We start from the raw sequence: 14,224 nt of genomic DNA on the forward strand, positions 1-14,224 counted from the left end.
ATCACCACAGGGCAGACGTCGCCCGATCCGGCACTGGCTTTCCCGGTGGACAAGGCGTAGTCGGGCCCGCCGTCCGTCGGGCCTGACGGCCCTCAGGCGGCCCAGGGTTGCTCATGGCTGCGGGCGGGTCGCTTCGGATGAACCGGGCGACCCGCCCGCATCGCGCTCTCCGAGCCGCTGACCCGCTACTACAGCACCGGCAGCAGGTTCTTCAGCTCGAAGGCCGTGACCTCGCTGCGGTACTCCTCCCACTCCTGCTTCTTGTTGCGCAGGAAGAAGTCGAAGACGTGCTCGCCCAGGGTCTCCGCGACCAGCTCGCTCTTCTCCATCAGCGAGATCGCCTCGCCCAGGTTCTGCGGGAGCGGCTCGATGCCCATCGCGCGGCGCTCCGCGTCGGAGAGGGCCCAGACGTCGTCATCCGCGCCGGCCGGGAGTTCATAGCCCTCCTCGATGCCCTTGAGGCCGGCGGCGAGCAGGACCGCGTAGGTGAGGTACGGGTTGGCGCCGGAGTCGATGGAGCGGACCTCGACGCGGGCCGAGCCGGTCTTGCCGGGCTTGTACATCGGGACGCGGATGAGGGCGGAGCGGTTGTTGTGGCCCCAGCAGATGTACGAGGGGGCCTCGCCGCCCGCGCCGGCCGCGCGGGACGAGCCGCCCCAGATGCGCTTGTAGGAGTTGACCCACTGGTTGGTGACGGCCGAGATCTCCGCCGCGTGCGTCAGCAGGCCCGCGATGAAGGAGCGGCCGACCTTGGAGAGCTGGTACTCCGCGCCCGACTCGTAGAAGGCGTTGCGGTCGCCCTCGAAGAGGGAGAGGTGGGTGTGCATGCCCGAACCCGGGTACTCCGAGAACGGCTTGGGCATGAACGTGGCCTGCACGCCCTGTTCCAGCGCCACCTGCTTCATCACCAGACGGAACGTCATGATGTTGTCCGCCGTGGAGAGCGCGTCCGCGTACCGCAGGTCGATCTCCTGCTGGCCGGGGGCGCCCTCGTGGTGGCTGAACTCGACCGAGATGCCCATCGATTCGAGCATGGTGATCGCCTGGCGGCGGAAGTCCATACCGACGTTCTGCGGCGTGTGGTCGAAGTAGCCCGAACTGTCCGCCGGGGTCGGGCGGGTGCCGTCGACCGGCTTGTTCTTCAGCAGGAAGAACTCGATCTCGGGGTGGGTGTAGAAGGTGAAGCCGAGGTCGGACGTCTTCGCGAGGATCCGCTTCAGTACGTAGCGGGGGTCGGCGAAGGACGGGGAGCCGTCCGGCATCAGGATGTCGCAGAACATCCGCGCGGTGCCGGGGGCCTCCGCGCGCCAGGGCAGGATCTGGAAGGTGCCCGGGTCCGGCTTGGCGATCATGTCCGATTCGTACACGCGGGCGAAGCCCTCGATCGCCGAGCCGTCGAAGCCGATGCCCTCGTCGAACGCCTGCTCCAGCTCGGCCGGAGCCACGGCGACGGACTTGAGGAACCCGAGGACGTCGGTGAACCACAGCCGCACGAAGCGGATGTCGCGCTCCTCAAGGGTCCTGAGGACGAATTCCTGCTGCTTGTCCATTGCCACATCCTTGCAGTTCAGACGGTCCGTGCACCACCGCCCGGGGTAGGGGGACACTTCAGTATCGCGACCCGGGATTTCCCCCAGATTACGCACACGGTGTGAGAGAGAGCACTCGGCCACCCACTACGATCGGCGACCGTGGCGCACGGGGGCGGCAGCCGAGCAGTGGCCCGCTTTCCGCCCGGCTTTCCGCCCGGCTTCCCTCCCGCCCTTCCGCCCGTGCGCGCGCATCGGTTCACGGACCGTCCCCCTCCTCCCGGCCCCTTCGCAGAAGGATTCGACGACATGAGCATCGACCCCCGGTTCCCCCAGCCCCAGGCCCCCGACCCGCGCGCCCGCGCCACCCGCAACCGGGCCATCGCCATAGGGCTGAGCGCTGCCGTCGTGGCCGGTCTCGTCGCCTTCGGCTCGTACCTGCTGCTGGAGAACTCCGAGGCGAACGAGAAGTCCGACGACGCCTCCTCGGCCCAGGACGGCAAGCACCCGGGCGGTCACGGCGGCTCCCACGGCGACGCCACGGGCGGGGCCATCGAGGGGCTGAAGTCCTGGGACGCGGCGAAGCTCGGCCGCCAGCACGTCGCGGGCTCGGTGGACTATCCGATGAAGCCTCCGGTCGGCGGCGACCACAACCAGTCCTGGATGAACTGCGACGGCGACGTATACGAAAAGGCGCTCCCGGACGTCAACGCCGTGCACTCCCTGGAGCACGGCGCGGTCTGGGTCACCTACAACGGCAAGGCCGCGGACGCCGATGTCGCCGCACTGGCCGAGCGCGTCAAGAAGACCCCGTTCACGCTGATGAGCCCGTACGCCGGCCAGGAGGGCGCAATCATGCTCAGCGCCTGGGGCAAGCAGGTCGCCGTCGACTCCGCCGACGACAAGCGGGTGGACCAGTTCCTCGCCCAGTACGTCCAGGGCGCGCAGACCCCCGAGCCCGGCGCACCCTGCACCGGCGGGCTGGCCACGGTGCCGCGGTGACGGCCGGGGAGCGGACGGCCGAGGACGACGCCGTCGGAACCCCGCACGCCGACGTGGAGCGGCGGAAGACCCGGCGTGTCCGCCGGGCGGCCGGCGCCGCCGTGGCCCTCGCCCTGCTCTTCGCGGGGGCGGCCACCGTCGCCTCCGCGCGGGGCGACCGGGACGGCTCGGGAGCGGGGGACGCGTCTGTGCGCGTTCCGGGGGCCTCGTCCGCCGACGCCGGGTTCGCCCGGGACATGGCCGTCCACCATCAGCAGGCCGTCGAGATGTCGTTCATCGTCCGCGACCGCACGGACGACGAGGACGTACGCCGTCTCGCCTACGACATCGCCAACACCCAGGCCAACCAGCGCGGCATGCTGCTGGGCTGGCTCGACCTGTGGGAGCTGCCGAAGGTCGCCCCGGGCGGGGAGCAGCCCATGGCGTGGATGGCCGGTACGGGAGGCCACGAGCACGGCGGAACCGGGACCGATACGGGTGGGTCCGAGCACGGCGGGCACGGCTCGGGCGGTACCGAGGCGGCTTCCGGTGCGGACGGGGTGCTCATGCCCGGCATGGCGAGCCGCTCCGAACTGGCGCGGCTCGGCCGTCTCGACGGTGAGAAGGCCGAGGTGTTCTTCCTCCAGTTGATGACGGACCACCACAAGGGCGGCGTCGACATGGCCGAGGCCTGTGCGTCCCTGTGCGCCGTCCCGGCCGAGCAGCGGCTCGCCCGGGGCATGGTCGAGGGCCAGCAGTCCGAGCTGGGGCTGATGCGGGACATGCTGGCCGAGCGGGGCGCCTCGCCTCGGTCCTGAGCCCGGGGCCTGGGCTCCGGGGCCTGGGCTTCGAGGCCTGGGCTTCGGGGCCTGGGCTTCGGGGCCCCACGCGACGGGTGCGTCAGCTTTCGTCCTGTCGGCGACGCACCCGAACGGGTGATTGCGGTCGCGGGGCCCCGGCGGGCCGGTGACGATGGGTTGCGCTCGGGGCCGTACGGCAGTGCCATCGGCACGCAGGAGGAAATCCCCCATGACGACCGCCAAAGACATCATGCACAGCGGGGCCCGCTGGATCCCGGCCCACGAGACGCTCGACCGTGCGGCGCAGCTGATGCGCGAGCACAACGTGGGCGCGCTCCCGGTGTCCGCCAACGGTGACTCCGACCGGATGGTCGGCATCATCACCGACCGCGACATCGTCGTCGGCTGTGTGGCCAAGGGCCACGACCCGGCGAAGGTCACGGCGGGCGATCTCGCGCAGGGCACGCCCCGCTGGATCGAGGCGGAGGCCGATGTGAACGCGGTCCTGGAGGAGATGCAGACCCATCGCATCCGCCGGCTGCCCGTCGTCGAGAACAAGAAGCTCGTCGGCATGATCAGCGAGGCCGACCTCGCGCAGCACCTCACCGAGGAGCAGATCGCGGGCTGGGCCGAGAAGGTCTACTCCCGCAGCTGAGCCCCCGTACGACGACGGCCCGGCGCCCTCCCCCCCCTCCCCCCTCTCCGCCCGCCCCGGCGGAGTGACGGAAGGTGATCAGAAGGCGCCGGGCCGCCCCCACCCCAGGGCCGCATACCCGCCAGGGGTAGGGTGGCCCGCATGGCGGGCAGGACGCGGAGCAGGAGCGTGACGTACGGGCAGCTGATGCTGTTCGCCGCTCTGCTGTTCGGCGTCGTCACCATGCACACGGTCGGGCATCCGGCGGAGCACGGCGGTTCGTCGACCCCGCCTGCCGCCATGGCCGAGCACCCGGCCCAGGCCCCGGGCCAGGACCGGGCCGCAGGGCTCGCCCCGGCTCCGGGCGTCGTCGACGCCCAGCAGTCCCAGCAGTCACCGCACGACTCCCCCGGCTCCGGCGCGCCCATGAGCGGCATGGATCCGCTCTCCGTCTGCCTCGCCGTCCTCGGCGCCTGGGGCCTAGCTCTCCTCGGTTCCTGGCTGCTCGGGCTGCGCGCCGACGGGCGGCCCCTCGGTACGCCGGTGGGTGCGGGGCTGCTGCGGGCCCTGCGGCCGATTCCGCCGCCCCGGATATCGGTGCTCGACAGCGTCTCGGTGCTGCGTATTTAGGAGTGGGCGTCTCACCTCCGCCTTCTCTCCAGCAGCAACAGCCCTTCGGTTCTCAGCCCTTCAGTTCTTCAGTTCTTCAGAGGTGTATTCGGCATGCCCACGCAACCCACTCGACGCGCCGTGCTCGGCGCCGCTCTCGCCGCCGCCGGCACGGGAGCCCTCGCCGCCTGTTCCGACGGCGGCGGCGATCACGGCAGAGGCCACTCCCCCGGCGGAGCGCAGGACTCCGGTACGTACGTCTCGCCCGGCGGCAAGGAAGTCGAGGCGGCCGAGGCGGCGCGCGGCTCCGGCCCCGTGCGCAAGGTCTCCCTCACCGCCGCCCGTGCCCGGCTCGACCTCGGCGGCGGTCTGACCGTCGCCTCCTGGGCGTACGGGGACCGGCTTCCCGGGCGCGAGGTGCGGGTGACGGCCGGCGACACGCTCGCCCTGACCCTCGCCAACCATCTGCCGGAGCCCACCTCCCTGCACTGGCACGGCCTCGCCCTGCGCAACGACATGGACGGGGTCCCCGGGCTGACCCAGCGGGACATCGCGCCGGGAGCCGACTTCGCCTACCGGTTCGCCGTGCCGCACCCGGGGACGTACTGGTTCCACCCGCACTCCGGCGTCCAGCAGGACCGGGGGCTGTACGCGCCGCTGATCGTCGAGGACCCGAAGGAGCCGTTGGCGTACGACAAGGAGTGGGTCGTCGTCCTCGACGACTGGGTCGACGGGGTGGACGGGTCCACTCCGGACGCCGTCCTCAAGGAGCTGTCCGGGGGCATGGGCGGCGGGACGGACCACGGCGCGCACACCATGTCGGGCGAGAGGGACGAGGGAACCGAGGGAATCGAGGGGGCCGAGAAGGACACGGCGGACGGCGGCGGTGACGGGCCCTCGCGGATGATGATGGGGGCCACCAGCGAGCTGCTCGGCGGGGACGCCGGTGATGTGGCCTACCCGCACTACCTGGTCAACGGGCGGGTGCCGCAGGACCCGTCCTCCTTCTCCGCTCGGCCCGGCGACCGCATCCGGCTGCGGATCATCAACGCCGGCGGCGACACCGCCTTCCGGGTCGCACTCGGCGGGCACCGGATGACCGTGACGCACACCGACGGCTTCCCGGTCCGGCACACCACGGGGGACGCGCTGCTGCTGGGAATGGGCGAGCGGTACGACGTCCTCGTCACCGCCGGCGACGGGGTCTTTCCGCTCACCGCGCTGGCCGAGGGGAAGAAGGCCGGGAAGAAGGAGGCGTCGGCGCTGGCCGTGCTGCGGACCGGGAGCGGGGCCGCGCCCGCCGCCTCCGTACGGCCCAAGGAGCTGGACGGGAAGCTGGTGGAGGCGGGGCGGCTCGCGCCGGACCCCTCGGTCGCGCTGTCCTCCCGCGCGCCGGACCGGACGATCCGGATCCGGCTCACCGGCGGGATGGCGAAGTACGACTGGGCCTTCGACGGGCAGCCGTACAGCGCGAAGCAGCGGCGGCCGGTGGAGGCGGGCGAGCGGGTGCGGGTCGTGTTCGACAACGGGACGGCCATGTGGCATCCCCTCCATCTGCACGGGCACACCTTCGCACTCGGCGGGAACGCCGCCGGGGCCCGCAAGGACACCGCGATCGTGCTGCCGCACCGGTCGCTGACCGTGGAGTTCGACGCGGACAACCCCGGGCTGTGGATGGTCCACTGCCACAACGTCTACCACGCGGAGGCGGGGATGATGACGGTCATCGGGTATCGCGGCTGACCCTGCGATCCCTGGCGGGTCGAAGCTGATAGCCGCTTCGACCTGCGGTTTCGGCGGGCCGGAGCAGATTTTGCCCGGCCCGCCGGGACATCGCGTCAGAAAGACGATTACACTGGGCCCCGTGCCTCAACTACGCCTCGCACTGAATCAGATCGACTCCACCGTCGGCGACCTCGCCGGCAACGCTGAGGCGATCGTCCACTGGACCCGGCACGCCGCCGAGCAGGGCGCCCACCTGGTGGCGTTCCCCGAGATGGTGCTGACCGGATACCCCGTCGAGGACCTGGCCCTGCGGTCGTCCTTCGTCGAGGCCTCGCGTCAGGCGCTCCGCGCGCTGGCCGCCCGGCTCGACGCGGAGGGCTTCGGCGAACTGCCGGTCGTCGTCGGCTACCTGGACCGCTCGGAGCACGCCGCGGCGCGTTACGGGCAGCCCGCCGGCTCCCCGCGCAACGCCGCCGCCGTGCTGCACCGCGGCGGGATCGCGCTCAACTTCGCCAAGCACCACCTGCCGAACTACGGGGTGTTCGACGAGTTCCGGTACTTCGTGCCGGGCGACTCGATGCCCGTCGTCCGGGTCCGCGGCATCGACGTGGCCCTCGCGATCTGCGAGGACCTGTGGCAGGACGGCGGGCGCGTCCCGGCCGCCCGGTCCGCCGGGGCCGGGCTGCTGCTGTCGATCAACGCCTCGCCGTACGAGCGGGACAAGGATGACACCCGGCTGGAGCTGGTCCGCAAGCGGGCCCAGGAGGCCGGCTGCACGACGGCCTATCTGGCGATGATCGGCGGCCAGGACGAGCTGGTCTTCGACGGCGACTCGATCGTCGTCGACAAGGAGGGCGAGGTCATCGCCCGCGCCCCCCAGTTCTCCGAGGGCAGCGTCATCCTCGATCTGGAACTGCCCGCCGCCGAGGCCGTGGCGCCCTTCGGTGTGGTGGACGACGGGCTGCGCATCGACCACGTGGTGCTGTCCGACCGGCCCGTGGACGCGTACGAGCCGGAGCTGGCGGGCGGGTACGCGGAGCGGCTGGGCGACGAGGAGGAGATCTACTCCGCGCTGGTCGTGGGGCTGCGCGCGTACGCCGCGAAGAACGGTTTCAGCAGTGTGCTGATCGGGCTCTCCGGCGGCATCGACTCGGCGATCTGCGCGGCCATCGCCTGCGACGCGCTCGGCGCCCAGCACGTGTACGGGGTCTCGATGCCGTCGAAGTACTCCTCGGACCACTCCAAGGGCGACGCGGCCGAGCTGGCGCGGCGGACCGGGCTCAACTTCCGTACGGTGCCGATCGAGCCGATGTTCGACGCGTACATGGGGTCGCTGGAGCTCACCGGTCTCGCCGAGGAGAACCTCCAGGCGCGGCTGCGCGGCACGATGCTGATGGCCCTGTCCAACCAGGAGGGGCAGATCGTGCTGGCGCCGGGCAACAAGTCCGAGCTGGCGGTGGGCTACTCCACGCTGTACGGGGACGCGGTCGGCGCGTACGGGCCGATCAAGGACGTCTACAAGTCGTCGGTCTTCCGGCTGGCGAAGTGGCGCAACCGGGCCGCCGAGGAGCGGGGGCAGACCCCGCCGATCCCGGAGGCCTCGATCACCAAGCCGCCGAGCGCGGAGCTGCGGCCGGGGCAGGTCGACACGGACTCGCTGCCGGACTACGACGTCCTGGACGCGATCCTGGAGATGTACGTCGACCGGGACCAGGGTCTTGACGCCATCGTGGCGGCCGGGTTCGACGCGGAGCTGGTGGCGAAGACGCTGCGGATGGTGGACGCGGCGGAGTACAAGCGGCGGCAGTATCCGCCGGGGACGAAGATCTCGCCCAAGGGGTTCGGGAAGGACCGGCGGCTGCCGATCACGAATCGCTGGCGCGAGTCGTCGTAGCGGGTGGCGGGCGGTTACCGGGGGCGTCCGGTCGCCGCCTCTGTCCTCAAGCGCCGGACGGGCTGAGTGGTACGGCGGCCACGCGTGGCTGCCGGGTCCGTCCGGCGCTTCGTTCTGTCCTCAGGCGCCGGACGGGCTGAAATGGCCGGGCAGAGCTGCCGCCGACGAGAGAGCGGGCCCGCCCCGCCGAGGGTTCCGTCCTCAAACGCCGGACGGGCTGGAGTTGGTGTCGGGCCGGCTTGGTGTCGGTTCGCGGGGTGTGGTGCGGGGGCCGCCTGCCACTACGCGGGAATTCGGGGACGCGTCCCGGTCCAGGTAGCCCGCCGTCGCCGCTGTCGCCAGGCCGATCACTGCCAGCACCGCGCCCACGAGGGCCGGGGACGTCCAGCCCCAGCCCGCCGCGATGGCCATACCGCCCAGCCAGGCGCCGCCCGCGTTGGCCAGGTTGAACGCGGAGTGGTTGGAGGCGGAGGCCAGCGTCGGGGCGTCCTTCGCCTTGTTCATCACCAGCATCTGGAGCGGGGTCGTCGTCATGAAGCCCACTCCGCCCAGCAGCACCACCATCACCAGCGCCGCCCACTGGACGTGCACCGTGAACGGGAACGCCACCAGGATCACCGCGAGCGCACCGAGTGATCCGTACAGGGTCGGGCGCAGCGCCCGGTCCGTGAGGGGGCCCGCGGCCAGGGCGCCCAGGGTCATCCCGATGCCGAAGAGGGCCAGGACCAGGGTGACCGAGGATTCGCCGAAGCCCATCGCCTTCGTGGTCATGGCCGAGAGGTACGAGTACACCGCGAAGACCCCGGCGAAGCCGAAGACGGCGGTGAGCAGGCCGAGGATCACCTGACGGTTGCCGAGCGCGCGCAGTTCGCGGCGGACGTCCTGCTGCGCCTCGACGGGGATGTGGGGCACCAGACGGGTGAGGGCCGCCATCGCGGCGAGGCCGATCGCCGCGACCACGAGGAAGGTGGCCCGCCAGCCGAGGTGCTGGCCGAGCAGGGTGGCGGCCGGTACGCCGACGATGTTCGCCACCGTCAGGCCGAGGAACATCGTCGCGACGGCCCGTGCCTGGCGGCCCTCGGAGACCAGCCGGGTGGCGACGACCGCGCCGACGCCGAAGAACGCGCCGTGCGGGAGGCCGGCGAGGAAGCGGCCGGCGATCAGCCAGCCGAAGTCGGGGGCGAGCGCGGAGGCCAGGTTGCCGACGGTGAACAGGGCCATGAGCGCCAGGAGCATCTTCTTCCGCGGGACGCGGGAGCCGAGGCCGGTGAGGAGAGGTGCGCCCAGGACGACGCCGATCGCGTACGCCGACACGAGGTATCCGGCGGTGGGCACGGAGGTGCCGAGGTCGTCCGCCACGTTGGGGAGCAGCCCCATCATGACGAACTCCGTCGTGCCTATGCCGAAGGCGCTCACGGCCAGGGCGAGGAGAGCCAGGGGCATGGGGAGGGGCCTTTCGCGATCACTCGGGGCGGGGGGCAGAACGAAGAGCCGTCGCCTCGGTGTGGATGCCGGGCGACGGCTGGGTCTTCTTATGTATGCGGCTGGAACAAATTGTCGCAGACGTTTTATGCCGCGAGGTGAACGGCCGGTTGCACGAGGACGGTCACAGCTCCACGCGGGCGGCAATCGGGAGGTGGTCGCTGTCGGTCGCCGCGAGGGTCCAGGAGGCCAGCGGCTCGACGCCCTTGACCATGATCTGGTCGATCCGGGCCATGGGGAACGAGGCGGGCCAGCTGAATCCGAAGCCGTCGCCCGCCGCGCCCTGGGTGGAGCGCATCTGCGCGGTGACCGCGTTCAGCGAGCGGTCGTTCATCGTGCCGTTCAGGTCGCCGAGCAGCACGACGCGCTCCACCCGTTCGTCCGCGATGGCCTCGCCGAGCGCGTCGGCGCTGGCGTCGCGCTGGTTGGCGGTGAAGCCGGCGCGCAGCTTCACGCGGACGGACGGCAGGTGGGCCACGTACACCGCGACCTCGCCCTGCGGGGTCCTGACCGTCGAGCGCATGGCCCGGACCCAGCCCATCTTGATGTCGACGGGCTTGGTGTCGGCCAGCGGGTACTTGCTCCACAGGCCCACGGTGCCCTGGACGGAGTGGTACGGGTAGCGGTCGGCCAGCGACTTCTCGTACGTGGAGACCTGCCTGCCCGGGAGTTCCTGGAGGGCCACGACGTCCGCCCCGGAACCGGCGACCTGCTGGGCGGTGCCGTCGGGGTCGGGGTTGCCGGCGTTGACGTTGTGGGTGGCGACGGTGAGGTCGCCGCCGCCGCCGGACTTGTCGGTGAGCAGGCCCCCGAAGACGTTGAGCCAGACCACGACGGGCAGCAGCAGCGCGATCACGGCGGTCGCCGAGCGCCGCAGCAGGCCGAGGATCAGCAGCACCGGGATGAAGAGCGCGACCCACGGCAGGAACGTCTCGACGAGGCTGCCGAGGTTGCCGAGCCGGTTGGGGATCTGCGCGTGGACGACCATCAGCAGGGTCAGCAGCACTGAGCAGAGGGCCAGCACGATCCCGCGCCGCCAGACGCCCCGGTCGGACCTCAGCCTGTCCCACAGGCTCCGGAAGCGGGACCCGCCGGCCTCCGGCTGCCCCGCGCTGCCGTGGTCCGTGTCCGCTCCGTACGCCTGCACCATCGCGCTGTCCTCACTGCCTTGCCCTGCACATCGCCGCGCCCTCGACCCTAGGCGATGAGCGGCGTCTTTCCGGCCGTCGGCCCACAGAGCGGCCCGGCGTCCTCACGACCGTACGGAGTGCCCGTACGGAAAGCAGGACGACGGAGGCGGGACACCGGGTTCCGGTACGGGGCCGGCCGGGGGGTGCTGTGACAGAACGGTCACACTCGTACGGGGGCGGGCCCGATACGGGACCGTCTCGTATCGTCAAGGCTTCCCCCTCGGTCACCCTTCGGACACGCGTGCGGGCCCACTTCCCGAGTGGCGGGGCGGGGTGCCACCATGGAGGGGATCCGGGGACGCCGTCAGGGTGCCTCGAGATGACGAAGGAGCCACCGGCCATGTCGCTTCAGGCTGCACAGAATCCGCCTTCCCCCACGGGCACCTCCTCCCCCGCAGGGGCGTCCGCCGACAGCAGCAAGGCGCTGTACGGAGGGAAGTCCACCCGCCGCATCACCGTCCACGACATCGCCGCCGCCACGGAGCGTGGCGAGAAGTGGCCGATGCTCACCGCCTACGACGCGATGACCGCGTCCGTCTTCGACGAGGCCGGCATCCCGGTCATGCTCGTCGGGGACTCCATGGGCAACTGCCACCTCGGCTACGAGACCACCGTGCCCGTCACGATGGACGAGATCGCCATGCTGTCCGCCGCCGTCGTCCGGGGCACCAAGCGCGCCCTCGTCGTCGGCGACCTGCCCTTCGGCTCGTACCAGGAGGGTCCCGTCCAGGCGCTGCGCAACGCCACCCGGCTGGTCAAGGAGTCGGGCGTCGGCGCGGTCAAGCTGGAGGGCGGCGAGCGGTCCCACGAGCAGATCCGGCTGCTGGTCGAGGCCGGTATCCCGGTCATGGGTCACATCGGCCTGACCCCGCAGTCCGTCAACGCGATGGGCTACCGGGTCCAGGGGCGCGGCGAGGAGGCCGCCCAGCAGCTGCTGCGCGACGCCAAGGCCGTGCAGGACGCGGGCGCGTTCGCCGTCGTGCTGGAGCTGGTCCCCGCCGAGCTGGCCGCCGAGGTCACCCGTACGCTCCACATCCCGACCGTCGGCATCGGCGCCGGTTCCGCGACCGACGCGCAGGTGCTCGTCTACACGGACATGGTCGGGCTGACCGGCGGCAAGGTGCCGCGCTTCACCAAGCAGTACGCGAACCTGCGCCAGGTGCTCGGCGACGCGGCGAAGGAGTTCGCGGACGAGGTCGTGGGCGGCGCCTTCCCGGCGCCCGAGCACACCTTCCACTGATGCCCGCGCACTGACCCACGGGCCTTCCGGCGCGTTTTCGTCCCGCGCCCACCAGCCATTTCCCGCACCACCGACAGCCCGCCGACATCCCCCATCGGCGGGCTGTCGCCCGTCCGGCGTCCGGTTCCGGGCCGTGTCGGCGGCCTGTCGGCGAGCTGTCGGTGGGCGCTGGTCTGCTGGTGGACATGGAACGAATCGACAAGAACCCCAGCAGCGGCCGGAACGCCGTCGAGGTGCGGGGGCTGGTCAAGCACTACGGCGAGACCAAAGCACTGGACGGCGTGGACCTCGACGTCCGCGAAGGCACCGTCCTCGGTGTGCTCGGCCCCAACGGCGCGGGCAAGACCACCCTCGTACGCTGCCTGTCCACCCTGATCACCCCCGACTCCGGCCGCGCGGTCGTCGCGGGCTTCGACGTGGTGAGGCAGCCCCGGCAGCTCCGCCGCACCATCGGCCTCACCGGGCAGTACGCCTCGGTCGACGAGAAGCTCTCCGGCTGGGAGAACCTCTACATGATCGGGCGGCTGCTCGATCTGCCCCGCAAGAAGGCACGGGCCCGCGCCGACGAGCTGCTGGAGCGGTTCTCGCTCACCGAGGCCGCCAAACGGGCCTGCATGGAGTACTCCGGCGGAATGCGCCGCCGGCTCGACCTGGCCGCTTCCATGATCGGCAGCCCCTCCGTGCTCTACCTGGACGAGCCGACGACGGGGCTCGACCCCCGGACCCGTAACGAGGTCTGGGACGAGGTGCAGCGGATGGTCGCCGAGGGCGCGACCGTACTGCTGACCACCCAGTACATGGAGGAGGCGGAGCAGCTCGCCAAGGAGCTGACCGTGATCGACCGCGGAAAGATCATCGCCCGGGGCGGGGTCGACGAACTGAAGGCGAAGGTCGGCGGACGCACCCTCCAGATCCGGCCCTCGGACCCGGCGGAGCTGGCCGCGATGGCGCAGGCGGTCCGGGAGGCGGGCCTCGACGGCGTCGCCGGTGCGCAGGCGGTGCCGGACGAGGGCCTGCTGTACGTGCCGATCCTCAGCGACGAGCAGCTGACCGCCGTCATCGGGCTGCTGGGCGTCCGGGGCTTCTCCCTCGCCCACGTCTCCACCGCCCTGCCCAGTCTCGACGAGGTGTTCCTCGCGATCACCGGCGACAAGGCCACGCCCCTCTCCGACCAGGCTCCCCAGGAGGTCGCCGCATGAGCACCACGACACTGACCCCCGCTCCCGCCGGGACCGCGGGCGCCACGCCGTCGAAGCCGGCGGTGGCCGACGAGGGCCGCATCGGTCTGCGGGCCAATCTGCGGCACATCGGGGCTCTGGCGCGGCGCAATCTGCTCCAGATCAAGAAGGACCCCGAGTCGATGTTCGACGTCCTTCTGATGCCGATCATCTTCACGCTGCTGTTCGTGTACGTCTTCGGCGGCTCGGTCGGCGGCAGCCTCGGCGGGAACCGGCAGGACTACCTGAACTATCTGGTACCCGGGCTGATGGCGATGATGGGCATGAACATCGCCATGGCCGTCGGCACCGGGGTCAACGACGACTTCCGCAAGGGCGTCATGGACCGGTTCCGGACGATGCCGATAGCCCGCTCCTCGGTGCTGATCGCCAAGATCGTGGTCGAGCTGGGCCGGATGATGGTCGCCATCCTCATCCTGCTCGCGATGGGCTTCGCCCTCGGCATGAGCCTCGGCACGTCCGTGCTCGGACTCCTGGCGGCGGTCGCGCTGTCGGCGGTGTTCGGCGCCGCCATCATGTGGATCTTCATCGTGCTCGGGCTGGCCATGAAGACGGCCCAGGCGGTCCAGGGGATGGGAATGCTGGTGCTGATGCCCCTGCAGTTCGGTTCCTCCATCTTCGCGCCGCCCACGACCATGCCGGGCTGGCTCCAGACGTTCACCGACTACAACCCGCTGTCCAATCTGGCCGACGCGGTGCGGGGCCTGATGATGGGCGGCCCGGTCGCGGACTCCGTCTGGGTGACGCTCGCCTGGGCGGCGGGCATCACCCTGGTGATGGCTCCGCTGGCGGTGTCCAAGTTCCGCAAGAAGGCCTGAGCGAGCGGGCCCGAGCAAGCCGGCCCGAGTCAGCGGGCCCGAGTCAGCCGGCCCGAGTCAGCGGGCCCGAGTCAGCCGGTCCGA

At 71.3% G+C, this 14,224-nt stretch carries 12 protein-coding genes; 9 read left to right on the forward strand and 3 right to left on the reverse strand.

Annotated elements, in window-relative coordinates; translation table 11 throughout:
* Positions 1-188: 188 nt before the first annotated feature.
* A complete protein-coding gene (gene glnA / locus ACH4KB_RS06250) occupies positions 189-1,550 on the reverse strand; it encodes a type I glutamate--ammonia ligase (RefSeq protein WP_003969536.1) in 1,362 nt (453 codons plus the stop codon).
* A 288-nt stretch (positions 1,551-1,838) separates the two neighbouring features.
* On the opposite strand from glnA, the gene ACH4KB_RS06255 reads away from it, so the two are divergent.
* The 6 genes from ACH4KB_RS06255 to ACH4KB_RS06280 all read left to right on the forward strand — a co-directional run bounded on the left by ACH4KB_RS06255 (position 1,839) and on the right by ACH4KB_RS06280 (position 8,172).
* Positions 1,839-2,531 (forward strand): DUF3105 domain-containing protein, encoded by a 693-nt coding sequence (locus tag ACH4KB_RS06255; RefSeq protein ID WP_398064089.1) that lies wholly within the window; start codon positions 1,839-1,841, stop codon positions 2,529-2,531.
* 53 nt (positions 2,532-2,584) lie between these two features.
* Positions 2,585-3,328, forward strand: coding sequence for a DUF305 domain-containing protein (locus ACH4KB_RS06260; protein ID WP_398064660.1), 744 nt, complete (start codon positions 2,585-2,587; stop codon positions 3,326-3,328).
* 211 nt (positions 3,329-3,539) lie between these two features.
* Positions 3,540-3,965: a CBS domain-containing protein gene (locus ACH4KB_RS06265; RefSeq protein ID WP_050357946.1), complete on the forward strand. Its 426-nt coding sequence runs from the start codon at positions 3,540-3,542 to the stop codon at positions 3,963-3,965.
* A gap of 141 nt (positions 3,966-4,106) precedes the next feature.
* Positions 4,107-4,574 carry a hypothetical protein gene (locus tag ACH4KB_RS06270; protein WP_398064091.1) on the forward strand — a complete coding sequence of 156 codons (468 nt, stop codon included), beginning with the start codon at positions 4,107-4,109 and terminating at the stop codon, positions 4,572-4,574.
* Between the two features lie 93 nt (positions 4,575-4,667).
* Complete coding sequence (locus ACH4KB_RS06275; protein WP_398064093.1) at positions 4,668-6,296, forward strand: multicopper oxidase family protein; 1,629 nt, start codon at positions 4,668-4,670, stop codon at positions 6,294-6,296.
* Between the two features lie 121 nt (positions 6,297-6,417).
* Positions 6,418-8,172 carry an NAD+ synthase gene (locus tag ACH4KB_RS06280; protein WP_398064094.1) on the forward strand — a complete coding sequence of 585 codons (1,755 nt, stop codon included), beginning with the start codon at positions 6,418-6,420 and terminating at the stop codon, positions 8,170-8,172.
* A 201-nt stretch (positions 8,173-8,373) separates the two neighbouring features.
* Here the strand turns inward: ACH4KB_RS06280 and ACH4KB_RS06285 are convergent, their stop codons facing one another.
* Positions 8,374-9,615, reverse strand: coding sequence for an MFS transporter (locus tag ACH4KB_RS06285; protein ID WP_398064096.1), 1,242 nt, complete (start codon positions 9,613-9,615; stop codon positions 8,374-8,376).
* A gap of 163 nt (positions 9,616-9,778) precedes the next feature.
* Positions 9,779-10,804: an endonuclease/exonuclease/phosphatase family protein gene (locus ACH4KB_RS06290; RefSeq protein WP_398064098.1), complete on the reverse strand. Its 1,026-nt coding sequence runs from the start codon at positions 10,802-10,804 to the stop codon at positions 9,779-9,781.
* Positions 10,805-11,184: 380 nt separating this feature from the next.
* On the opposite strand from ACH4KB_RS06290, the gene panB reads away from it, so the two are divergent.
* From panB to ACH4KB_RS06305, 3 genes are all read left to right on the forward strand, one after another.
* Positions 11,185-12,084 (forward strand): 3-methyl-2-oxobutanoate hydroxymethyltransferase, encoded by a 900-nt coding sequence (panB, locus tag ACH4KB_RS06295; protein ID WP_398064100.1) that lies wholly within the window; start codon positions 11,185-11,187, stop codon positions 12,082-12,084.
* A 185-nt stretch (positions 12,085-12,269) separates the two neighbouring features.
* The gene (locus ACH4KB_RS06300; RefSeq protein ID WP_398064102.1) at positions 12,270-13,283 is read left to right on the forward strand and encodes an ATP-binding cassette domain-containing protein; all 1,014 of its coding nucleotides are present in this window, start codon (positions 12,270-12,272) and stop codon (positions 13,281-13,283) included.
* Positions 13,280-14,140 carry an ABC transporter permease gene (locus tag ACH4KB_RS06305; RefSeq protein ID WP_398064105.1) on the forward strand — a complete coding sequence of 287 codons (861 nt, stop codon included), beginning with the start codon at positions 13,280-13,282 and terminating at the stop codon, positions 14,138-14,140. Before ACH4KB_RS06300 ends, ACH4KB_RS06305 begins: the two co-directional genes overlap by 4 nt.
* Positions 14,141-14,224 lie beyond the last annotated feature (84 nt).

The organism is Streptomyces sp. NPDC017520 (genome assembly GCF_044329855.1).
Classification (GTDB): Bacteria; Actinomycetota; Actinomycetes; order Streptomycetales; family Streptomycetaceae; genus Streptomyces.

What these genes read in the sequence shown, in the direction of transcription:
- ACH4KB_RS06305 (WP_398064105.1), top strand. Translation starts at nt 13,280, where the DNA reads ATGAGCACCACGACACTGACCCCCGCTCCCGCCGGGACCGCGGGCGCC.
- ACH4KB_RS06300 (WP_398064102.1), top strand. Translation starts at nt 12,270, where the DNA reads ATGGAACGAATCGACAAGAACCCCAGCAGCGGCCGGAACGCCGTCGAG.
- ACH4KB_RS06275 (WP_398064093.1), top strand. Translation starts at nt 4,668, where the DNA reads ATGCCCACGCAACCCACTCGACGCGCCGTGCTCGGCGCCGCTCTCGCC.
- ACH4KB_RS06265 (WP_050357946.1), top strand. Translation starts at nt 3,540, where the DNA reads ATGACGACCGCCAAAGACATCATGCACAGCGGGGCCCGCTGGATCCCG.
- ACH4KB_RS06255 (WP_398064089.1), top strand. Translation starts at nt 1,839, where the DNA reads ATGAGCATCGACCCCCGGTTCCCCCAGCCCCAGGCCCCCGACCCGCGC.
- ACH4KB_RS06285 (WP_398064096.1), bottom strand. Translation starts at nt 9,615, where the DNA reads ATGCCCCTGGCTCTCCTCGCCCTGGCCGTGAGCGCCTTCGGCATAGGC.
- glnA (WP_003969536.1), bottom strand. Translation starts at nt 1,550, where the DNA reads ATGGACAAGCAGCAGGAATTCGTCCTCAGGACCCTTGAGGAGCGCGAC.
- ACH4KB_RS06270 (WP_398064091.1), top strand. Translation starts at nt 4,107, where the DNA reads ATGGCGGGCAGGACGCGGAGCAGGAGCGTGACGTACGGGCAGCTGATG.
- panB (WP_398064100.1), top strand. Translation starts at nt 11,185, where the DNA reads ATGTCGCTTCAGGCTGCACAGAATCCGCCTTCCCCCACGGGCACCTCC.
- ACH4KB_RS06290 (WP_398064098.1), bottom strand. Translation starts at nt 10,804, where the DNA reads ATGGTGCAGGCGTACGGAGCGGACACGGACCACGGCAGCGCGGGGCAG.